Below are 21679 nucleotides of genomic sequence, written 5' to 3'. Positions count from 1 at the left end.
GATCTGGGAGTGCTCGACGCTGTTTGAGTGGAGTTTGCGAAATTATATCCGAATTATGTGATGACAGTCACTGTACTGAGAGGCTCCGGCCACAACGAATAATGGGGTAGTAGTTGCCATAAAAACTGTTGGGGACTCGGGTTGGGTCGCAGCAATGGTGTAGTCAGCTGATAATTGTAGCTCCTGAGATGCGCAGGCGCGGCTGCGGACGCCTTGGTTTGTTAGGGTGCCTGAGCGGCGCGCCGTAACCATCATAATGTTGCCAATGTTTTAGTATCCTTGTGTTTTACCTAGTATCCGTCGCATGCTGTCGCTATGAAATGGGAAAATATTGACACGCAGGTTTGCTCTGTTGCTCGAGCGCTTTCTGTTGTTGGTGAGCGTTGGACTCTTTTAATTATTCGAGACGCTTTCAAGGGCACACGCCGCTTTGATGAGTTCTATCGAAACCTCGGAGTTACCCGCCATCGCCTGTCTGAGCGCTTAGCAGGCCTAGTGGAGGCTGGGGTGATGACGCGGGTCCCGTACTGCGACCGGCCGGTTCGCTACGAGTATCGTCTAACTCGAATGGGCTTAGGGCTCTACCCTGTGCTCATGACCTTGGGCAATTGGGGTGATGCCTGGTTGGACAAAGGGCAGGGGCCCCCTACTGAGTATTGGCATGCCGGCTGCGGAAATCTTGCCAAACCCGTACTAAGTTGCAGTGAGTGCGGCGATTCGCTCCGGCCAGAGGAAGTGTCGGCACGCCCTGGACCCATAATGCAAATGTTTATCAAGTCATTGCTGGAGGTAGGAGCTACAGTGCCACCGGAAGCAGCATTACCTGCTGCAGCTGCAGAGTTTTCTGCGCTGCAGGACAACCCTAAAAGTGAGTAAAAAACATGAATCAGCAAGTTAATCAACTCGTGATGAATGCGTCGGATAAAATACTGGCGGGCCCAGATGGTGCGCAACGCACGCCTGAAGAGGAGCAGGGGTTTCGCAAACAACGTTTGGCTGCAGCGCTCCGTATTTTTGGAAAATTTGGGTTTGATGAGGGCGTCGCAGGACACATTACGGTTCGTGATCCTATCGATACCGAAACGTTTTGGGTGAACCCCATGGGGCGTTCTTTTAAGCAGGTGTGTGTGTCCGATCTGATTCGTGTCGATCACGACGGACAGATTGTTGAAGGTAAGGGTATTTTAAACGGTGCCGCTTTCACCATTCATGGTCACATTCATCAGTCGCGTCCGGAGGTTATTGCAGCCGCCCACGCACACTCCATTTACGGTAAGGCTTGGTCATCTTTGGGGCGATTACTAGATCCTATTACTCAGGATGCCTGCGCGTTCTTTGGAGATCACGCATTGCTGGATGATTACACGGGTGTGGTTGTCGACATGACAGAAGGTGAGCGTCTAGCCAGTATATTGGGGCAGAAAAAGGCGATTATCATGCAAAACCACGGACATTTAACGGTAGGCGGTTCTGTGGAGGAAGCCTGCTGGTGGTATGTCACGATGGAGCGTAGCTGTCAGGCGCAGCTTCTCGCTGAGGCTGCAGGTGCGCCGCGGCCGATACCCGAAGATATGGCGAAGCATACGCAACAGCAGGTGGGTAGCAGGCAAGCAGGATGGTTCAGTGCTCTGCCAATGTTCGATGTCGTTATGGCGGAGCAACCCGATTTGTTAGGGTAGGGCTTCTACTGATACTGCCCAAGCCTCAATAGTGGCGTATTCATCAGATCCCGAACCGTAGCGGGTACCGCCGCCGTGACCATTACCTGAAATCTTACTGGTGAGCCGATCGGCAGATTCGGCGCCAATGTACTTCAGGAATGACTGATAGTTATCGTTGACACTGTTAGCCTCGGCTGAACTATAGAGGCGTAAGCCGCCCGGTGCGCCGGCACGACCGTGGCAACCCGAACTAGTGCATCCTCCTGCCGAGCTCACTATGAGCTGATTCACGTCATCCTCGTAGACCTGACGAACCGCAGTCTCCGGGTCATTTGGGGGGTCGACATTATCTTCGCCGCTACCACCACTACCTCCGCCACTACCTCCGCCGCCATCTTTGATTGAGGTGGCGCCCAATCCGCGGACCGATTGCACAGTTTCAAGGAGCTCACTCGCCATCTCTGTAGGCTCTGCAATACTGATAATAGGCCCGCATAAACCCAGTGCGAATAATCCAGCATGCAGTAGTAGCGATGATCTTGGCATGGTTTTACCTCATTTTGAGTCCCGTTTGACCAGAGGCTGCCCAGCAGGGGTGCAACGACTTGGCTTACTCGGGGTGTGTATCCCGTTTCCGTGATGACCTAAAGGCAAAGATTAAGCAAAAAATGATGATGACTTCAATGACCAGTAATGGCCAATGCAGCATGGTTACCTGCTTAACTTTATCGACCATATTAAACTGTGTGGCGAAGATCTGGTAGCCGAGCCAGGAAGAGCCCATGCCTACCAAGTAGGCCACTTGTTTTGCCATATCAAGTTGCCCCAGTCGCCGGTTGTCTACAAAAAGTAACGTCTCACAGCGAACGAGATAATTACCCAAGGCAAAGGTAAATTGGTACCCCAAGTAGACAAACAGCGCTACTGGTTCGCCGAGAGGGTATATAAGCACGACCAGAATCCCCAGCAAAATGGTTATTTCAACGCTTACAGAGAGGCGAAAAAACCAATAGGGGCTGAAAATTCTATGATATTGAGTTGCCACGACAAGCGTTGCTAATGCTAGCCCGATCCCTCCCGCGGAAAATATGGCAGGTGAAAGGGGTTCGTAGAGGGTAAAGACTGCCCCAATAGACAGCCCCAGAAATAATGAATTAAAAAATTTGTAGGTGAGAAACCATCCAAAATCAATAGAGTCGCTGTTTAAGGGTTGCACGGCCACTCAGTAATCAACCCCTTTCCTAGCTTGTATGCCAGCGCGATAGGCATGCTCTATGTCTTTGACCTCTGATACGGTGTCCATGACCGAGCGCAGCTCTGTGCCTCCACCCCGGCCTGTTACAACTACGCTTTGATGAGGCGGGCGCCCTGTAATGGCAGTTAAAACTGCGTCCTCAGAAAGGTACTTAAAGGCGAGCATGTAGGTGAGTTCGTCCAGTATGACAAGATCTAGAGCTTCATTCTGCAGCATAGCCTCCGCAATTTCCCAGGTGCGCTCTGCGGCTGCAATGTCGCCACTGCGGTCTTGGGTGTCCCAAGTAAAGCCCGTACCCATTTGGTAAAACTCTACCTCCGGGCAGTGATCGCGAAGATAATGCTCTTCCCCGGACAGCTGCACACCTTTTATAAACTGAACGACGCCAACTTTTTGCCCGTAGCCCAGAGCTCGCAGCACCATACCGAAAGCGGAGCTGGTTTTACCTTTGCCATCGCCCGTCAGGAGGACCGCGACCCCTCTGTCAATGGTCGCCGCCGCTACTCCCGCATCCACGGAAGTTTTCTGCTTTTCCATGGCGCGCTTGTGACGCGCCTCCTTGTTATTGCTCTCCATAGCTAAGCCCTCTAAATACTGTAGCGAAGGCCCAGGTAAGCGGCTCTCGGAATCTGATTGTAATCCCTGACTTGGGGGTCGCGATTATCTGTTAAATTTTCAATGCGTCCTGTCACACGAAGCGATTGGGTTACATTGACCATAAGACTTGCGTCTAGCCGTTCGGTGTCAGGCATGGGCGCTCCAGCGGTATCCACGGAGTCCCAGGCGAACCGAGCAGTTAGAGCAGCGACCAAAGAACGGTTCTGCCACAGCAGACTGCTCGCAGCAGTCCATTCAGGGCGGTAGGGTCTTTGTTGTTTGGCGCTGGACTCTGTCTCATTCCAGGTGATGTTTGCCATAAGACGCCAGCGCGCAAGAAAAGCGGTCTCACCGGCAATTTCTAAGCCCTGAGACGTTGTCGTGCCCGAGCCCTGAAGGTAGCCAGAGAAGCTCGCCATATCGAAATAAATTTCGTTTTCGATCTCCTGGTCAAACCAGGTGACCTCAAGCCGCTGGTCAGGTTGGCCCCAGCTCAGGCCGATTTCCCAACCTTGGCTTTTTTCTTCGGTCAGTGCAGTGGTCGCTGCAGGTGCGTAACTAAAGGGGCCCGCGTTGTAGGCTATTTCGTAAAGGCTTGGTGCCCGAAAGCCGGTGCCAACGGCGCCTCTTGCGATCAATGGGTGATCGGTGCCAGCGAGCTGTTGCTGCAGACTGATTCGCCAGGACGTGTGTTGGCCGAAATCGTCGTTGTCATCCCATCGAGCCCCCACTGTTAGTGCGCCGGCGAGGACATCGAGGTCGTACTCTCCCCAAATCCCCAGGTTATCCCGACTGCGTTCGTTGCCCCCATCGATAAGCGATTGGTCAGCGGCATCGACTCCCAGAGTTAACCGTTGTCCTAACGCTGGGGTCATGGAGCCAATCCAGGAAACTTCTTCCTGCTCGCCCTCGGTTTCAAAGGACAATATATCGGCACTGTAAAACGCTCTTTCAATGTCAGATTTTTCATAGCTGAGTGACGAGTCGATCACTGCGTTCGTGAAATTTGCTGAGATTCGCACCGCTGACTGGTCAAAGGTGTCGGTACACGCACCAATTTGAGCAAAAGTCGCTGTGTCAAAACAGCCGTCATAGTCGTTATCGCCGTTAATGTCGTGCACGCTACCCGTCACCGTGAGAGCGTCGGTCAAACTCAATGAGGCAGTGCCATGGATAGTGGTGTTGCTGTATCCGTCATCGTCACGCAATTGGTTGTCAGAGGGCCTGGCATTGAAGCCGTCGGTGCTCAAGTCTGTGACGGATAGCGATCCTCGGAATACTTCCGCGCCCCCAGCAACAAAGCCCCCGAATTTTGAATAACCGTTCTGGCCGCCTTCCGCGGTAAGGCTTGCGGTCATTCCTTGTTCGGGTTGGCGCGTCGTTATGGCGATGACCCCACCGGCATCAGCCCCGTAAGCGAGTCCTTGTGGTCCCCTCAGTACCTCAATGCGCTGCAGCCCTTCAGAGAGGAGGTGTTCAATGCGCGGGCTGATTTGAGGGGAAGAGGGGTCGGCGATATCGATACCGTCCAAAACGACTCGAGTGCGAAAGCCTTCTTCCCCACGAATACGAACCGAAGCTGATTTTCCAGGGCCACCATCACGAGTTACCGATACGCCGGGTTGTAGATCGAGGAAGTCAGCAATATCGCTGTAGCCCAAAACCTCTAGGGTTTCACGATCAGTAACAGACACAGATACGCCGATTCTGCTGAGCGGTGTCGGTACGCGGGAGGCCACGATGACAGTTTCCTCAATGGATTCAGTGTCGGCGGCTGCCGCGTTAGCAGCCATAGCGGGAGTGCCAACGAGTAACGTTAAAACAAGTGGTCGGTAGACGGTTGGGCGAAACATAGCGCAGCTCCTGCATGAGGCGGAGGCGCTGTCTCAGCAGCACAGGTGTGGGCTCCAGCCAAAACTGGGGAGTCGCACCCTGCAAAGCCCTCCGCTTTGTGGTTTACGTTACGTCAGGCAGGTATCGGGCTTGGAACAGCGTTCCCTACCGTTGCGGGGGCAGCACTGGAATAGCGGCTGGTGACCGGTGACCAGTTTCCCTTTTAACCTGCCCAGACCACGTTGGCCGGCAAGCACCTAACGAGGCGCACACTACTCGCGCAAGAAAGCGGCGTCAAACCTTATGTGGTGTTTGGGAGGTTTTAGGCGGTGTTATCATGCCGCTCATGACCGATCAAAAGAAACCAGGCACATTGAGGCACACCGATTTAGACCGCTGGAGGCCCTACATTCGCCAGTGTTTAGACCGTGAGCCAAGAGGACTTCGGGATATTGTCGCGTGGGACGATCGAGGACGGCCCCGGGTTATTCAAGTTGCTCCGGTAGTTGATGGTAAGCCATTTCCAACCGTATTTTGGTTGATCGATCCAGCACTTTGTCTTGCAATCGATCGTTTCGAAGCTGCTGGAGTCATCGCTTCTTTGCAGCACCGTGTGAACGCTTCGCCTGAATTGCAGGCGGAAATGCGCACTGATCATGAACGACACAAAGACTTGCGTGCTGCAACAATGACGCCGACTGAACGAGAATTTCTGGAGTCGTCTGGTATGATGGGGGCTTTCACTACTCGCGGCATCGGCGGCATTCAGGAGTCCAATAGAATTCGCTGCTTGCATACGTGGTATGCCGCGCACTGTGTCCAATCTAACGTTGTAGGAGATATGGTCGACGAGCTTCTCGCCGAAGGTCCTGCCAGTCTTACCTCCCGCGCTTAATCATGAGTTTATAAATTCGATGCCTTCAATTACCGACGACACCCGTATTTCATCTCTTAAAGAGTTGGCTTCGCCCAGCGAGTTACTCAGCCAAATTCCCCTCGACGAAACGGTTGCTGCCCACGTTACTCAGGCAAGAAAGGCGATACACAACGTATTGGCAGGTGAAGACGACCGCCTTGTGGTGGTTGTCGGTCCTTGCAGCATTCACGACGTAGATGCTGCGATTGAATATGCTAAACGCCTCCAACCCCTTGCCCACCGGTTGAATGATCGTTTGCTGGTGGTCATGCGTGTCTATTTTGAAAAGCCAAGAACAACGGTGGGTTGGAAGGGTTTGATTAACGACCCCGATTTGGACGATTCCTTTCAAATCAACAAGGGCCTTCGTTTGGCTAGGCAACTGCTGGTAGACCTGAATCGACTGGGCTTGCCCACAGGCACTGAGTACCTTGATCTAATATCCCCCCAGTACTTAGCCGATTTGGTGAGTTGGGGTGCGATAGGCGCGAGAACAACCGAAAGTCAGACGCATCGTGAGTTAGCCTCGGGGCTGTCGTGCCCTGTTGGCTTTAAAAACGGCACGGATGGCAATGTGCAAATGGCGGTCGATGCGATCGGTGCTGCCCGTCAATCCCATCATTTTCTCTCGGTTACGAAAGAGGGACAGTCTGCGATTTTCGAAACGCTGGGTAATGAAGATTGTCATGTCATTCTGCGGGGTGGACACCAGCCAAACTATGACATGTTTGCGGTTGACGATGCGCGAGCGCTGCTAAGCCAAGCTGGCTTACCCGATCGTTTAATGATTGACGCCAGCCATGCAAATAGCCGTAAACAGCCTAAGCGACAACTTGAAGTTCTCAGCAACATCGGTCAGCAGGTAGCGGGTGGTAACGATGGCATTATTGGCGTCATGATCGAGAGCTTTCTGGAGGCTGGCCGCCAGAACGTTGTGGAGGGCGGGACATTGACTTACGGACAAAGCATTACTGACCCTTGCATCGATTGGGCTGCTACTGAAGATATCTTGACCCGTCTTGCTGATAACGTGGCCCAAAGACGACTGAGCCGAGGGGGTGACTCTTGATCACAAGGTGCTTTTATCGAATTAAAAGTTTCGGCTGGGCTGTGTCTTTGTTTGTCTTGGTGGCTGCTGGCCCAATATGGAGCCAAGAAACTGGGGATCTGGAAACGCAACCTACCCTAACGGTAGCGGATGAGCTCGATTCCCTCGAGGCGCTTTTTTATGCCATTCGGCAGACCGAGGAGGAGGCCGGCGATATTAACGGGAGTCCGGAGGATGCACTGCGCTTTTACCTCGACGAGGAATCTCTTCACGTGCTGAAGCAGTTCAGCAGAATTGCTGGGCGAATACTGAAGCTTGATAACGACGCCCCAGAGCGCGGCGAACTTGCGGCGAGGTTGGCGCTGCGTAATCAGCAGCTTGATGAGGGCTTTACCCGAAGATTTGAGCTCCTTGAGTCTCGTATTGCCGTAAAACATGAGGGATTAGACGCGCTCAGCGGTTTAGATCGAGCGCTGTTGCGTGCGCAAATAGATAGCATGGATGAGCAGCGAATACGTTATCTGGAGTACATGATCGACGTGGTAGACGTTCGTGCAGCATTGAATTTTCCAGCAGGGACTTTGGAGCAACTCGCTAACCGAAGCTTGTTGTATTACGCAGATGAGCGGCTCGGGTCTCTCCAGCTGCTGAAAGCGCAACGGCAAGCCCTGCAATCCCGCCTAAAATCACCGTCCTCTGATCCATCGGTACAAGAAGCATTGTTGCGCGCAGAGCAGCTTCTTGCTTTAGACGTAGCGTGGTTGGGGCGTATCGCCACGCAAATGCAGCGTGTAGGTCTTGATACCACCAGAGTGAAACGCGCGGTTATCGAGGAGCAAACTGCCATTTCCTTCGAAATGGTTGACCTCGAAGTTTTCAATGTCGTTATCGACGACATCTACTCCAAAATCAGTCGGTGGTTCACCACTGAGGGGCCCGATATGGTGCTCCGCATTTTGGTGTTCCTTGGCATCGTGTTTTTGGCGCGATTCATCAGTCGGGCTGCGCGGCGATTTGCGCAGCGCACTCTCGACAAGCGACCCGGTGGCATGTCGCAGCTTTTGAGAGATGTGTCTGTCTCAATGATTGGCGGCGGTGTGATGGCGGCCGGTTTTCTTATTGCATTATCACAGATGGGTATTTCTTTGGCGCCCATGCTGGCGGGCTTGGGCGTCGCGGGATTTATCTTGGGTTTTGCCCTGCAGGAGACGCTTAGTAATTTCGCCGCAGGGGGTATGATCCTAGCTTACCGACCCTTTGATGTGGGAGATTTTATTGCCGTAGCAGGCGTTGAAGGCACCGTGCGTCGGATGAATTTAGTATCAACAACCATTACGACTACTGACAACAAAAGCCTTATCGTGCCCAACAGCAAAATATGGGGCGATGTAATTCGAAACTACACGAGTCAAAACATGCGTCGTGTCGATACTGAGTTCTGTATCAGCTACAGCGATAGTATCGAGCAGGCGGAGCAGGTGTTAGCCGAGGTGTTGGCGCAAATTCCGGAAATACTCCCAGAGCCAGAGACTGTGGTTAAAGTGCACCGGCATGGGGAAAGTTCGATTGATTTTGTCGTCCGGCCATGGGTCAAGACGGCAGACTACTGGCCTACGTATTGGACTTTACATCGAGAAGTGAAGCTCGCTTTTGATCGTGCGGGAATTACCATACCTTTCCCGCAGCGCGACCTGCACCACTTTCATCACGAGCCAGATGATGGCACTGCGGCGTCCACTTAGGGCGCCCATTCCAGCCCCAATAATATGCTGTAGTCAATGGTTTTTAGCGGTATTGAACCTGACTCGCCTTCGTTCTCTTTCCCCGAATCGTAATCAGAATTCAGGCTCAGTTTGATGCTTAGATCACTAACCGCTTCCCACTTCACCGCAGCTTCTAGGTGGGCTCGCAAGCGGTCGTCTTCGGTTAAGGAGGGGTAGACACTGCCCGTTATGTTTATGTCGAGATCCGCATTTGTCAGGCTGTACATCACGAAGGATCCCGTTAGGAACCCTTCAGCCGAGTAAGCTGTGTCTTTAACCAGCGTACCAGAGCAGTTATCGTCACTCAGATCGCCAGGGCAGTTCGAATGTTGCAAGACTTGACCGGTTTCAGGGTCTGTCTCGATTTTGCTGCGCTCTGAAATGCCCTGAAGGCCAACCAAGGCACTAAACCGCATTCCAGCGCTATCGACAAAATAGCGTCCTAAACCGGAACCTAACGAGACGCGACCAAAGTTATTCAGTTGGTCGTTGTAATCGTATTGACCAGAAAAGCTTCGGTACCAATCATCTCTAAAGTTTGACCAGCGTTCGTTTTCCAATCGAAACAATCCCGATGTTTGGGAATAGTCATCCTCATATTCGCCGTTTTCAGTTTGGGTGCGGTAGTCGGAGCGTAAAATATTTGCACGCGCCGATGTCTGCCCGCGCTTTGAGGCATACGTTACCGTGCCTTCGATCTTGTAGGTTTGTAGGTCGGGTTCAAAGTTGAAATTTGCGCCCAAGGTGTACTGCAGCCGCTCGGCGAAACTTTCCTCGATAGGCCGTATTTCAGTGATCTCGAGCAGGGGTATTACCTTGTCGCTGTCGATGCTGGTGAACTGCAGCGAACCCTTTTTTTCAGTGCTTGAAATATTGCCATAAAGCCTTTCGTTGTTTTCCGTCAGAATTTCATAGTTGTAATTGGAATCTATGGAGGCGATATCCTGAAGTTCCAGGGCAATCACGGGAGCGTAGGACGGATTTATTTTGAGATCGCCATTGGCTAGCCCCTTGATTTCGCCGGTGATACGGTCGCCGTTGTACATTGTGACAACATCATTATTGCTATGGGCGAATGCCCAGTTAGCGTGAGTAGTCAGCAACAGGGTGAGGACGGTTAACAGGGAGCGCATGGATATTTCCTGTCTTTGAGAAAAGAAAACTTGTCCTGTCTAGAACACGGTGCTTCCGTGCTTTAGACAGGGTTCATTGCCGGTATTAGCCAAACTGGAAAAAGCACAGCTTGTTGCCATCGGGATCGCGAACGTAGGCACCATAAAACATGTCAGGTATGCGTTGTCCTGGCTCTCCGTCGCAGGTTGCGCCAAGGGCAAGCGCTTTTTGGTAGAGCGCATCGCAGGCTTCCTTGCTGCCTGGATTAAAGGCCACCATATTGCCGTTGCCCGGATGCGCATCATTTTCGTTATAGGGTATGCATACAGCAAGCATTGGGTTGGCCATATCCTTGCCAAAAAATACTATCCGATCCATTTCAAGCAACGTTGAGGCACTCATTTCGCCTAATAGCTCCGAGTAAAAAGCCTTCGCTTTATCAAGGTTCGTGACGCCTAAAGTGACGTATCCAATCATGGGGTTTCTCTCTGTGTTGTAGTAATAAATAACCTGTCGATGTGAGGTTTCCGCATTAGCACCTCAACACCCCTATTCCCAGTGTGGCTCGTAGGGGCTTTAGTATCGTTAGTGCCCTTAGGGGTCACTGTCGGATTCTATGGAAAGTGCGTATTCTGACACCTCTGAAACCTTCGGACATCTTAAAATTTTGTTGGATATTAGCTTAATCATGCTGGTTGTTGTCTGGCTAGTCACTACTCTTTTGGTGACACGCTGGTCTGCCCCTTGGGTTTTTGGCAGCGCCCTTTTGGCTTGCTTGTTGATGGGGCTGGTCGACATTAATACGGTGTTGACCAAAGCCACTAACGAAGGCTTGGTCACCCTCGTCCTGCTGACGCTGATATCTGTCGGCTTCGAGCGTTTGCCCTGGTTGCTGATAATGTCTCGACGCATGGTTGTCCCGTCGCTGGCAGGCTCTTTACTGCGACTATCACTGGTGACCGCGTTTTTTTCCGCTTTCGTCAACAATACGGCGGTCGTTGCGGCGCTTGCTGGCGTGCTGAGAAGGTCGCGCCTCCACGCTCCAAGCCAGCTTTTATTGCCGCTTTCTTACGCGGCTATTTTGGGCGGTACGCTGACGCTCATCGGTACGTCGACGAACCTTATTGTTAGCAGTTTTTTGCAAGAAACAACGGGGCAGGGTCTCGATTTTTTTGCTTTTTTGCCTGTGGCGCTGCCCGCAGCGATCGGTGGTATTTTATTCATGGTGTTGTTTCGCCATCGATTACCCCAACATGATCAAACAGAGCTGCAAATAAGCGAACACTTAATTGAAGCAGAAGTGCTACCCGAGTCGAAACTTATTGGGCGTAGCATTCTAGAGAATGGGCTGCGCGACCTCGACGATCTATTTTTGGTGGAGATTGCCCGGGGCGACCAGGTGCTATCGCCTGTTGCACCATCACAGCGTATTGAGGCGGGGGATCGACTCATTTTTTCGGGAGACATCAGCCGGGTAGGCCTTCTCTCGACGTTTCACGGCTTGCAGCTATTTGCTATTGAGGAAGGATTGCTGAGTGACAATATAACGGAAGTTATCTTGTTGCCTAATGCAACTGTGGCAGGCCAGACGATCAAAGAATCAAGTTTCAGAGCGCGCTTTGACGCGGCGGTTGTTGGGATACGTCGCGATGCCGCACAGCTCTCGGGGAAGCTGGGCGGCATTACACTGCAACCCGGTGATTATCTTGCCTTGGCGGTTGGGCCAGACTTTCCCCAAAGGATGAACTTGGGCCGCAATTTTTTGGTGGTAAATTCTCAAGTTGAAGCCCGACGCCTACCTATGTCAGTCAGCATTTTCGTAACGGCCGCCGTAGTAGCTGTTGTCACCTTGGCAGCTATGGGAAAACTCGCCTTGGTGACAGGGCTTGCTTTTCTGTTGGCAACTTTCTTGGCCCTAGGCGTCGTCGATGGAGCGGATTTACGACGACGTTTTCCTTTCGAAATGTGGATTATTATCGCCTCAGCGTTGACGGTTGCCCAAGGCTTGCAAGACACCGGTGCTGTGGCTGCGGCGGCGACTTGGGCGGCGCCTCTGATCACTGGCATAGACCCACTGTGGACGCTGGTAGGTGTTTATTTGCTGACCGTGCTGCTCACCGAGCTAATGACTAATAACGCGGCTGCTGCGCTCATGTTTCCCGTGGCATGGACCCTAGCCCTGTCGACTGGCGCTGACCCGATGCCCTTTGTGATGGCGATCGCTTTTGGTGCAAGTGCCTCGTTTCTAACGCCTTTTGGCTACACCACGAACCTGATGGTGCAAAACTTGGGAAGCTACCAGCGCGCGGATTATTTGAGGTACGGACTGCCAATTACCCTTGTCTACAGCGCAGTAGTTTTGCTGTTGCTTCCAAGGGTGTTTCCGCTTTAGTCACATTGCGCCGGATCGGGGCACTTAAATTCTGTTGATGTGTTCGAAGTAAGGCAGGTAAACGTGCTTAATATCAGCGTTTATTCCTGAGCCGCCTGGCACGCCATCAGCCCCGAAAGATTGTAGTTTGTAGGGAATTTTGATCCCGGCAAAGGGCTCACAGACGTAATGGTACTCCCTGCTCCAAGGGTCATTTGGTATGGAGCTGATGTAGCCGTTCTCTGGGAAATTTATTGGTGGGTTGCCCGTTGTCGCCGGTTGCACGAGTGCCTGCAAGCCCTGCTCGGTCCATGGATAGGAGGGGTTGCCACTAATATACGCCTCCAATGGTGTTGCGAGGTCGCGGAAATCCTGCAATATGTGATCGATTTGCGTCTTTTGAGCCTCATAATTAATCTGAAGCTCTTCATTCAGCGCAGCTGCCGAATTCTCAGTGCAGTAAACCTTAACGTCCATCGATAAGGGCCTGAGATTGGCGACAGTATCTAATACGACGAAATCCTTGTAGATCGGGAAGCCTTGATAGTCGTTAGTGAGGTACTTGCCGCAGGTGACGTTGCCCGGATACTGCGCCACGTCCTTATAATTTGAGTTTGGAGCCACTTGCCCGGTGTCCTCCAACACCTTGGCGGCTTGCTCTTCGGTAGAGGCGCAACCTGTGAGTAAACTGACCAAGGCTAAGCAAAAAAGAGGTAGGGCAGGGTGATGCATGTTGATTTCCTTAAGACTGTTCTTTGAGTCGAGTTAGGGTATGGCGCTCAGGCTTGGGCACTCTTTGTGCAGCGAGGCTCTGCGGGCCGGTGCTGCGTTTGATTGAAGCGCCTATCCGGGCGCAGATTATCGCAAGTATTTATTAAATGGGCCATCTCTGTCGAGAAGTCTGGGTATTCGCGACCTCAGTTGAGTAAACGATGGGCCCGGCATGGTAGAAATGTAGTGCCGCCTCTTGCTTGAAAACGAGCTTATACCATTAAGCTTGTTAAGCTGTGGCTTCCCATGAAATCCGTGGCTTAGAGTTGAGGGTCCGTAAACATTTTTCGGTGTAAGCCACGCACTTTTGACTCCGGCGCACACAGGCGCAAGAGTTCGTATGCCAGCGCTGTTTGTGGGAATATGAATTGGCACCCTACCAACAATCACCCGGTTACAGGCGGTCATATGTCGCTTAAAAGAGACCCAAAGGCTTGCTCCACCACCATTATAAAACCCAGCCAGATACTTTCTGCTGAGGAGCGGCTGGCATTGGCGCGTTCAAGTGATTTGCTCGGCGCTACACTGGTTGTTCAGAACTGGGGTTTGATTTTTCTGCTCTTGGGTTTGGCTGCGCATTTCCCCGGGGCGGTGACCGTGCTCCTTGTGATGGTCATGTTGCCCGGACGTCAGTTAGGCTTGGCTGTTCTTATGCACGAAGCGGGACATGGCACTTTGTTCGCAAGCTCTGCGTTGAATCGCGTAATAGGCCAGTGGTTTTGCGCGCTGCCCACTCTGGGAGATTTGCCAAGTTACGCGGCAGGCCACTTGCAGCATCATAGAAAAGCGGGCACTGCTGACGATCCGGATTTGATGAACTACGCGGCTTACCCCATTTCAAAACGAAGCTTTGCTCGAAAAGTATTTCGAGATTTAACCGGGCAAACGGGTGCAAAGCTGTTAATCAGCCTTGTTAAGGGCGGCGCCGGCAATTTGAGCCGTGGTCAAGCTGAAGGGCGAACGCCGCTGTTACAGCAAATAGTGGTCCAAGTAATCCTGTTCCTTATTCTCTACGCGTTTGGGTGGGGCTGGACCTGGTGGCTTTGGTTCGCCAGCTTTATGACGACTTACATGCTAGTGATTCGACTTCGCCAGATAGCCGAGCACGGGGCAGTACCCGATTTATATAACCTTGATCCCCGAAAGAATACCCGCACCGTAGATGCGCCTTACTGGCAGCGATTTTTGGTAGCACCAAACGCCGTAAATTTCCATTTAGAGCATCACTTTATGGCGGCCGTGCCCTGCTATCGACTTGCTGAGCTTCGCCGACTGCTAAACGCTCGCGGCTATTTTGATGTAACGCCCCGTGACTCGAGTTATGGCGGGGTACTGATGAAAGTGTTGCAACAATCCGCATCACCCTAAACCCCTTCGATTCAACCAGATAACACCACTGCCCCCATCTGAACTGTTTTTATCGAGGCTGCGAGCCTAAGGTTTCTATCTCGCGGTTATTTATTGCTGCGCAGGCATAGATGACGCGACACATTGGACCAAAGATGGTCCGCCATAGAGACAGGGAGATGTCCATGAAAACTACGTTTAAATCCTTAGGCTTATTATCGCTTCTCATGAGCGCAAGTGTCGCTACAGCGACACCTACGAAGCCGTTTGACCCGCTTAAAGATACGCGCTTGGCTTTGGCTTACGATGTGCCCATTGAGGAGCTCGATCCCATTGCTATGGAGAGTGCTCGAGGGGGCTTGGCGCCGCTTGCGCTTGCGTTGGGTATTGCCGGCGTGGATTTAGCTTTAATGAGCTTTTACTGGGGTATCTACGTGCCTCATTATGCGCCGTCTAGTCCACACCGTTACACCAATGCACCTTAAAAAATCCGCTGGCACATTGTGACGTGGGCAGCAGTATTTTGATCCATCACCGCTCATGCTTGAACCTAGCCGGGTGCCTCGCTTGGCTGGGCTTTTCCGTTGCCACCCAAGCGCACAGCCAACCGGCCGGGCTTGAATATGAATCCCAGACTCCTGCTTATAGCTTGCCAAGATCAACGTCGCTCAACGACTGTGGACTTCGAGCTGTTGTGTCCGTGCTTGCAGAAAAAGGCCTTCATCCTGACCTACCAACGCTGGTGAATTTACTGAGGTTCCGATACCCGGCTTCTGGAGGAAAGCCCGCCGGTGAGGGATATTCATTGTCAGATCTTCAGTGGCTTCTGCAATATTTTGGCGTCTCTTCCCGGGGCTTTTTTTTGCCGCGCTCTAGTTTGGAAAAGGTAACGCAATCGCTGATTTTAAGAATCCCCGGAAATGCAGGTGGCCACTTCGTCGTTTTACAGTCGGTTGATGCTGCTGGCCGGGCTACTATTTACGACCCGTCTCAAGGAGTTCTGAAAGTCTCCTTGGTGGCCCTAGTTTCACGCTGGGTTGACCCCACGGGGCGGGGTATCGCATTGGTCACAGGGGATGCTATAGCCACCCCCCGTGACCTGTAACGCCCAGTCTCAGCTTAAGTCTTTTTGTTCGAGACCAAGTTCTGCGAGTAGCGAAGCTTCGCGAGTAGCGGTTTGGCTGTTAGTGATAATCGCTGTACTGGCTTGTGCATGAAGTAAGTACGTTTCGGTAACCCGTCGCAGGTCATCAAGCGTGGTCGCAATAATACCTCGTCTAAAAGCAGCGCGATGATCAGCCGTTCGTGCAAATAAGGATTCATGAAAGTGTTTGCGCGCCTCGCCCGCAGGTGATCCGGGTTTATCTAGGCTGCCGATAACACCAAGAATAGCTTCTTCTAGGGTCTCGGATTCGTGATTGCTTGTTAAAAACCAGTCGATTGCGCCATCAAAATCGGCGAGAGTTTCGCCCAAGCGAGGGTCTCGGTAGGAAAAAAACCGAAAGGCGCCAACATTACCGTCGTGACTCGCGCCACCGCCATAGGCGCCACCTTGCTCTCGAATTGCACGGTGCAAGTACCCATTACGCAGTACGGCAGACAGTACGGTTAGAGCCGGCGCATCTGCATGACTAGCGGGCACTGTCTGATACGCTTTGGCACAGAAGTTCACCTGGGTATTAGTGACCCAAGCCTCACGACGGTGCTCTCTGATGGGTTGAGGCTGCCAAAGCTGCCCGTCTGTGTTCTTTATTTCCGGTCCTACGGCGCCCAGCGCAAAGCCCTCGGCGGCTTCCATGTTCTGTGCGTCAGCAATAACGGCTATTTGCAATCCTTGCGCGTCAACAATTTTGCGGTGTACCTCTGACAGTTCCGCCATGAAGTTTTGGAGTTCGCTGTCATTGGCAAGGCGATCGTCAAGCTTTCTCAAGCTCCTAATGCCTTCTAATCCGCCCTGCTCGTGGGCGCGCAGAGCCAGTGGGCTCATGCCTGCGCTTGCTGCTGTCATGGCTAAACTGTGGCCACTTCCGGTGATTGATTGATCACGCCGTGCTCGGCTCTGGTTGACGAGCTCTCGGATGCGGGGCCCTTCGTCAAACCGTGTGCTCGAGAATGTGTCTTGCATTAGAGCGACTTGTTGCTCGGAGCGGTTAGCGAGCGCTTTGGATGAGATCAGTAGCCAGCCACTGCAATCTTGTAAATCGCCTCTGGCACTCCGCGTCATGGTGGCAACATTAAGTGATCCGACAGTGGCTGACTGGCGCTCCTGTATGGTCAGATAATCAGCAGCTCCGGCCCCAAGCTCTCCGATAAGTCCGGTTGCTAGGGGTAAATTTGCCATCGCTTGTTCCGACAATGCGGGAAGGGGTTTCACCCACTGCTGATAGACCAACCCATTAGTCCCGGTCGTGTAGTTCCAAACATCCACTCCGCCCTTGTTTTTGACACTGGGTTTAGGCTCTGAAACGCCATCTGGAATGTCATGAAGCGTCACCTTAGGCAAAATATCCGGGTCATCTTCGATGGCCTGACGTGCTTTTAGCTTCTCGGCAAGATTCAGAATTTTAGACCGTCCTGCGTCATCAAGGGATGCAGCGATCGACTTCAGCCGGTCTTGCTCTGCGTCGTCTCGCCCTGCGGTCAAATCACTGTCGGGTGCGAGAGTTAAAGTCACCCGGTGTGGGTTGTTTAATAGCAGGCGGTTAATTAACCCGGGCACGTAGTCATGACTCAGGCTGCGCTCTCGGATAGTTGCGAGTATGGGGTCAAGGTCCAGTGCGGCGAGTGAGTCTCCTCCATGAACTGCAGCCCCAAGTGCCCGTAGCATCAGGTTGAGTCCATAGGGCATCCCGTCACCGGTCAATTCACGCTGAGATAATTCGATTTGGTGGAGTATGGCTTCGAGGCGTTCCGACGGAATGCCCTTTTCTGAAATATCCTGAATGACCTCAAGAACCGCGCTTTCGAATTCTTCGAGTTGATCAATATCGCTGCCCTCAATTCCACAGCAAAAAACCATTTCCCGCATGGATTCTTCCACACCACACAGTGGTGATGGTGCTGTCCCCAGTGGCGTGGTCTCTAAAAAGTGCATCAGCGGTGAAGCACTGTTTTCCATAAGCACGGCGGCGAGTACTTGTGCTTCGAGCATGGCGAGAAGGTCAGAGCTCTCACCTAGCTTCCAGCCGATAACATGATGTGTCTTTCGCCCCGACTCGTTGTCATCTTCAACGGCATAGGGGTGCGTCGCACGAATAGGTGCTGGGAAAGCACTTTCAAGATCGACCGTGATAGCCGTTTCAGACGCTTCAAAGCGGTTCAGCACTGCCGTTTCAAAAACGGCTTGATGATCACTGGCTGGTATATCACCGAAGGTAAGAAAAACTGCGTTACTGGGGTGATAGTGGCGGGCGTAAAAGTCTCTGAGCTGTTGGTAGCTGAGATCAGGAATGTTTGCCGGATCCCCGCCACTGTTGTGATGGTAGGTATTGGTGGGGAAGAGTTCGAAGCACAGTCGATCCCACAATACAGCGGACACCGATGACATTGCGCCCTTCATCTCATTGAATACGACGCCTTTGAAAACGAGGTTCCCTTTATCGTCCTCGGGATTTTCGAACTCAACACGATGGCCCTCTTGGGCAAAGTCTAGGGGGTCAAGTCTGGAGAAAAACACCGCGTCGAGGTAAACCGACAATAGATTGCTAAAGTCTTTCCGGTTTTGTGTGGCGAAAGGGTAGGCGGTCCAATCAGAGCTCGTAAACGCATTCATAAACGTATTGAGAGAGCGTCGTAGCATCATGAAAAATGGGTCACGCACAGGGTAGTTTTCGCTGCCGCAGAGCACCGTATGCTCAAGAATATGTGCGACTCCCGTAGAGTCCTCGGGGACCGTCCGCAAGGCGACCATGAAGACATTTTCAGGGTTATCGCACTGCAGATGTAAATGTTGGGCGCCGGTAGCGGGGTGGATGAACTCTTCAACCGTAACATTCAGCGCAGGAATAGTGGCGCTACGCTGCTTTTGGAAGGTAACGGGGTCTGTGCTTTGAGCTAATGATTCCATGAAAAATCCGATGTCTAGGAAAATGGCGGGATGCACTAGTGCATCTGGGGCTATTGTAACGCGAAGCGCGCTAGTTCGCGTCTACAAGTTCGATACGAAATATTTTAGGCCAGCGTTTTCCCGTGATCCAAATAGCACCGGTTTCAGCGTCCTGAGCTATGCCGTTGAGAACATCGGTATTGGCCTCTCGCTCTTCTGGGGCTAACAACCCCTGGGCGGTGATTTCGCTGGTGACAGCCCCGGTTTCAGGATCGATAACCACGATAGTGTCAGTCAGCCAGACGTTGGCCCAAATTTTGCCGTTGATCCACTCGAGTTCGTTGAGTTTTCCCAGAGGTTTGCCCTGCAAGGTGACGTCCAATGCTGCTGTCTTACCTCCGTTGCCCAGGTCGATGCTATGGAGCCTCGAAGATCCATTGGACAGCCACAGCGTCGACCCGTTGTGAGTAATGCCCCAGCCTTCGCCGCTGATTTTTCCCGTTGTCAGAATTTCTAAGGTGGCAGGGTTTATAATTAGCAACTGACCTTCACGCCATGTCAGAACCCACAGTCGATTAGCAAGTAGCGTTAATCCCTCAGCGAAGACCTCCTTTGGCAGTGCTGCCTCCCGGATCAAATCCATACTGGGCCAAGAGTAAACTCGCACCGCAGACTGGCCGTAGTGGCCTGAGCTGACATAGAGTTCTGAGTCAAATATGTAAAGTCCCTGAGTGAAGTTTCGACGTTCCATGGGGCGAAATTCCACAGCGACAGCACGCTGTTTTTTTACCTGAACATCAGCGGTACCAGCCGCTGCAGCTTGGCCTACTGCGACCAATCCTAATGCGGCTATGCCAATGGCGACCGAGTAACAGCGCATCACATTCATAGCGGTTGACCTCGAATGATGCCACGCTTTAGGAAGCGCGCGGGTGACAATGCTTGCTGCAAATAGCGGGGGACAGGGCTGGGTTGGCCCATGATATCACTCGCTAAAACCTCTGCGGCGAGTGGGCCGGCAGTGAGTCCTCTTGATCCGAGTCCTGCCAGCACAAACAGACCGGGTATTACGGGACAGTCTTGATCAATGAGTCGAGTTTTTTTTGTTTTTAGGCTGGCATAGCAGGCATTAAATGCCGCCTTGTCAGGCACTGGACCCACAACGGGCAAATAATCTGTGGTTGTGCAGCGTAGTGCGACATGCCCCGACAAGTGACTGGCGCCGGTTGGGAAATCCAAAGATGGCAGTGCGTTAGCGAGTTTTTTTAGATTTTCTACGTGATCTTCATGGCGTTCATCTAGGGCGCTATCCTGCGGCCCGTAGGTGGCACCCAAGCAGTGGATGCCCTGCCGTGGCGGCGGGAGGTAGCCCTCGTGGCAAAACGCTGTACGTAGGTTTCCAGACGGCTCCGTGGCAGCAACGTGGGTGGTTTGCCCCCGAATAGTTTGCAGGGGTATCCAGTCGGTATCTGGCAGTGCCGCGAGCCGGTTTGCGGTGGCCAATACAACGATATCGCTGGTGTATCGATTACCCTTGCTGTCATGGATCTGCCAGCCGGTGGAGGTTTGAGATGAGCTGCAATCGCCGCAAAATTCCAGCAGCTTAATTTTGGGATGAGACAAGCGCTCGCGACACACGGCGGCGGGGTGTAACCAGCTGGCATCGGGAAAAAAGAGAGCCGCTTGCGTGAGTGTCGCGCCCAGTTGTGCTGACGCCGCTTCGGCAGTGAAAACACGAAAGGGGAGATCGCGCTGCTCGAACTGCTTTAAATACTCGAGAGTCTCAGAATCATCGGTCACCTGCAGATAGCCGCAGTTGTGCCCATCGACACCCACCTCTAAGGTCCTACCTAGCAGCTGGTGGTAGAGCCGTGTCGAAATTTGGTAGCTCGCGAGGGCAAAATCTGCCAAAACTCCATGGCGCCTCGAGGGGCGTGTATAAGTAATTCCTTGCAGGTTACTTGAGCCGCCACTGGCAACGGCATTGGCCTCAAGCACTGTGACACAGACCCCCCTTTCAGCTAGCGCTCGGGCAGCAAAACTGCCCGCTAAACCTGCGCCAATGATCACAGCTGTTTTTGGCGGTGAACTTTTTGGGGTTAAATCCCAAGGTGTTACCGCGGACTTACTCGAGGGTTTTATTAAGGCACCAAGCTGGCCCCAAAGGGCCTCTCGTTTGACACCGAAGCCCGGGCGTTTGTGTACCTTAAAGCCCGCGGCGCTTAACCCTCGACGGACCTCGCCAGCAGCGGTAAATGTGGCGAAAGTCGCGCCTTCCTGACTGAGCGCAGACATGGCAGTGAATATCGGCTCCGACCAAGCGCTCTCGTTTCTTGCCGGGGTAAAGCCGTCCAAAAACCATAAGTTAAAGTACCGACGTCTTCGGGACGCAAGATCAGTCAATGCCTGCTGAGCATCTTCCCACCAGAGGTCTAGCGTTACGTTCAAGTCGGTCCAAGACAATCGATGACAGCCTGGCGTGGCTTGTGGCCAGTCTTGAATAAGACGCGCCGCTAGGTGGGCGAGAGAGGGCCACTTTTCCCAGGCGCGCTGAAGCTGTGCTTTATCTAGAGGCCGAGCTTCAAAGCCGACGTAGTGCAGCGCAGCGTCCGATGCTCGCTGATCACCGTGCTTGAGCCAGTTGTCTATGGCGAGCAGGCAATTAAGCCCTGTACCAAAGCCGGTTTCAGCAATCGCAAGCCGGTTGTTTTTGGCATGAGCAAAAAACTGGCCTCCGTCCAAAAAAACGTAGCGACTCTCTGCGATACCGTTGTCAGTAGAGTAGTAAACATCGTCGAATTCACGAGACACAGGAATTCCATCCCGCCATTCGATATCGGGGGCAGGTGTTGGTTGCCACAGATTGTTGTCACGTTTGATCAAAGATGATCCTGAATTTCCATAAAACGGTGTATTTGTAACTATTCATATTGTGCCTCTAGCCGATGAGGCGACAACG

General features: G+C 52.6%; 19 protein-coding genes and 1 riboswitch. Of the genes, 9 read left to right on the top strand and 10 right to left on the bottom strand.

The genetic code is table 11. The features are described from left to right. Window positions 1-315: 315 nt before the first annotated feature. Entirely contained in the window at window positions 316-876 is a 561-nt protein-coding gene (locus tag ACMAZB_RS10540; RefSeq protein WP_435217030.1) for a winged helix-turn-helix transcriptional regulator, read from the top strand. A 5-nt stretch (window positions 877-881) separates the two neighbouring features. After that, the gene (locus tag ACMAZB_RS10535) at window positions 882-1679 is read left to right on the top strand and encodes a class II aldolase/adducin family protein (RefSeq protein WP_435217029.1); all 798 of its coding nucleotides are present in this window, start codon (window positions 882-884) and stop codon (window positions 1677-1679) included. Here the strand turns inward: ACMAZB_RS10535 and ACMAZB_RS10530 are convergent. The 4 genes from ACMAZB_RS10530 to ACMAZB_RS10515 all read right to left on the bottom strand — a co-directional run bounded on the left by ACMAZB_RS10530 (window position 1671) and on the right by ACMAZB_RS10515 (window position 5366). Then, complete coding sequence (locus tag ACMAZB_RS10530) at window positions 1671-2207, bottom strand: hypothetical protein (protein WP_435217027.1); 537 nt, start codon at window positions 2205-2207, stop codon at window positions 1671-1673. The two genes, ACMAZB_RS10535 and ACMAZB_RS10530, sit on opposite strands and share 9 nt — an antisense overlap. Window positions 2208-2271: 64 nt before the next feature. Continuing rightward, a complete protein-coding gene (locus tag ACMAZB_RS10525; RefSeq protein ID WP_435217025.1) occupies window positions 2272-2883 on the bottom strand; it encodes a hypothetical protein in 612 nt (203 codons plus the stop codon). Beyond that, window positions 2884-3492, bottom strand: coding sequence for a cob(I)yrinic acid a,c-diamide adenosyltransferase (cobO, locus tag ACMAZB_RS10520; protein ID WP_435217024.1), 609 nt, complete (start codon window positions 3490-3492; stop codon window positions 2884-2886). It abuts the gene before it with no gap. A gap of 11 nt (window positions 3493-3503) precedes the next feature. Further along, on the bottom strand, window positions 3504-5366 hold the full coding sequence (locus tag ACMAZB_RS10515; protein ID WP_435217022.1) for a TonB-dependent receptor plug domain-containing protein: 1863 nt from the start codon (window positions 5364-5366) through the stop codon (window positions 3504-3506). Window positions 5367-5465: 99 nt separating this feature from the next. Continuing rightward, a riboswitch (cobalamin riboswitch) is annotated at window positions 5466-5622 on the bottom strand. Window positions 5623-5683: 61 nt separating this feature from the next. Between ACMAZB_RS10515 and ACMAZB_RS10510 the strand changes: the two genes are divergently transcribed. The 3 genes from ACMAZB_RS10510 to ACMAZB_RS10500 are packed head-to-tail and all read left to right on the top strand — an operon-like array spanning window position 5684 to window position 9052. After that, a complete protein-coding gene (locus ACMAZB_RS10510; protein WP_435217021.1) occupies window positions 5684-6241 on the top strand; it encodes a DUF501 domain-containing protein in 558 nt (185 codons plus the stop codon). Between the two features lie 19 nt (window positions 6242-6260). Further along, entirely contained in the window at window positions 6261-7331 is a 1071-nt protein-coding gene (locus ACMAZB_RS10505) for a 3-deoxy-7-phosphoheptulonate synthase (protein WP_435211660.1), read from the top strand. After that, the gene (locus ACMAZB_RS10500; protein ID WP_435217019.1) at window positions 7328-9052 is read left to right on the top strand and encodes a mechanosensitive ion channel family protein; all 1725 of its coding nucleotides are present in this window, start codon (window positions 7328-7330) and stop codon (window positions 9050-9052) included. Before ACMAZB_RS10505 ends, ACMAZB_RS10500 begins: the two co-directional genes overlap by 4 nt. On the opposite strand, the gene ACMAZB_RS10495 is transcribed toward ACMAZB_RS10500, so the two are convergent. Both ACMAZB_RS10495 and ACMAZB_RS10490 read right to left on the bottom strand, forming a co-directional pair. Further along, window positions 9049-10206, bottom strand: coding sequence for a DUF481 domain-containing protein (locus ACMAZB_RS10495; protein ID WP_435217017.1), 1158 nt, complete (start codon window positions 10204-10206; stop codon window positions 9049-9051). The two genes, ACMAZB_RS10500 and ACMAZB_RS10495, sit on opposite strands and share 4 nt — an antisense overlap. 85 nt (window positions 10207-10291) lie before the next feature. After that, a complete protein-coding gene (locus ACMAZB_RS10490) occupies window positions 10292-10663 on the bottom strand; it encodes a VOC family protein (RefSeq protein WP_435217015.1) in 372 nt (123 codons plus the stop codon). 139 nt (window positions 10664-10802) lie between these two features. Here ACMAZB_RS10490 and ACMAZB_RS10485 point away from each other — a divergent pair, with 139 nt between their 5' ends. Continuing rightward, complete coding sequence (locus ACMAZB_RS10485) at window positions 10803-12578, top strand: SLC13 family permease (RefSeq protein ID WP_435217014.1); 1776 nt, start codon at window positions 10803-10805, stop codon at window positions 12576-12578. A 24-nt stretch (window positions 12579-12602) separates the two neighbouring features. Here ACMAZB_RS10485 and ACMAZB_RS10480 read toward each other — a convergent pair whose 3' ends face one another. Beyond that, the gene (locus ACMAZB_RS10480; RefSeq protein ID WP_435217012.1) at window positions 12603-13289 is read right to left on the bottom strand and encodes a type II secretion system protein GspG; all 687 of its coding nucleotides are present in this window, start codon (window positions 13287-13289) and stop codon (window positions 12603-12605) included. A 447-nt stretch (window positions 13290-13736) separates the two neighbouring features. Here ACMAZB_RS10480 and ACMAZB_RS10475 point away from each other — a divergent pair, with 447 nt between their 5' ends. From ACMAZB_RS10475 to ACMAZB_RS10465, 3 genes are all read left to right on the top strand, one after another. Further along, window positions 13737-14696 carry a fatty acid desaturase family protein gene (locus ACMAZB_RS10475; RefSeq protein WP_435217010.1) on the top strand — a complete coding sequence of 320 codons (960 nt, stop codon included), beginning with the start codon at window positions 13737-13739 and terminating at the stop codon, window positions 14694-14696. A gap of 164 nt (window positions 14697-14860) precedes the next feature. Continuing rightward, on the top strand, window positions 14861-15160 hold the full coding sequence (locus ACMAZB_RS10470) for a hypothetical protein (RefSeq protein ID WP_435217008.1): 300 nt from the start codon (window positions 14861-14863) through the stop codon (window positions 15158-15160). A gap of 209 nt (window positions 15161-15369) precedes the next feature. Beyond that, window positions 15370-15780 (top strand): cysteine peptidase family C39 domain-containing protein, encoded by a 411-nt coding sequence (locus tag ACMAZB_RS10465; RefSeq protein WP_435217006.1) that lies wholly within the window; start codon window positions 15370-15372, stop codon window positions 15778-15780. Window positions 15781-15789: 9 nt separating this feature from the next. On the opposite strand, the gene ACMAZB_RS10460 is transcribed toward ACMAZB_RS10465, so the two are convergent. From ACMAZB_RS10460 to mnmC, 3 genes are all read right to left on the bottom strand, one after another. After that, window positions 15790-18741, bottom strand: a complete 2952-nt coding sequence (locus ACMAZB_RS10460) for an insulinase family protein (RefSeq protein WP_435217005.1) — start codon at window positions 18739-18741, stop codon at window positions 15790-15792. Between the two features lie 70 nt (window positions 18742-18811). Next, entirely contained in the window at window positions 18812-19609 is a 798-nt protein-coding gene (locus ACMAZB_RS10455; RefSeq protein ID WP_435217004.1) for a glutaminyl-peptide cyclotransferase, read from the bottom strand. Further along, on the bottom strand, window positions 19606-21603 hold the full coding sequence (gene mnmC, locus ACMAZB_RS10450; RefSeq protein ID WP_435217003.1) for a bifunctional tRNA (5-methylaminomethyl-2-thiouridine)(34)-methyltransferase MnmD/FAD-dependent 5-carboxymethylaminomethyl-2-thiouridine(34) oxidoreductase MnmC: 1998 nt from the start codon (window positions 21601-21603) through the stop codon (window positions 19606-19608). Before mnmC ends, ACMAZB_RS10455 begins: the two co-directional genes overlap by 4 nt. Window positions 21604-21679 lie beyond the last annotated feature (76 nt).

This window comes from Luminiphilus sp. nBUS_07 (assembly GCF_051201685.1).
Taxonomy (GTDB): domain Bacteria; phylum Pseudomonadota; class Gammaproteobacteria; order Pseudomonadales; family Halieaceae; genus Luminiphilus.
This window is presented reverse-complemented; position numbering and strand designations above follow the sequence as displayed.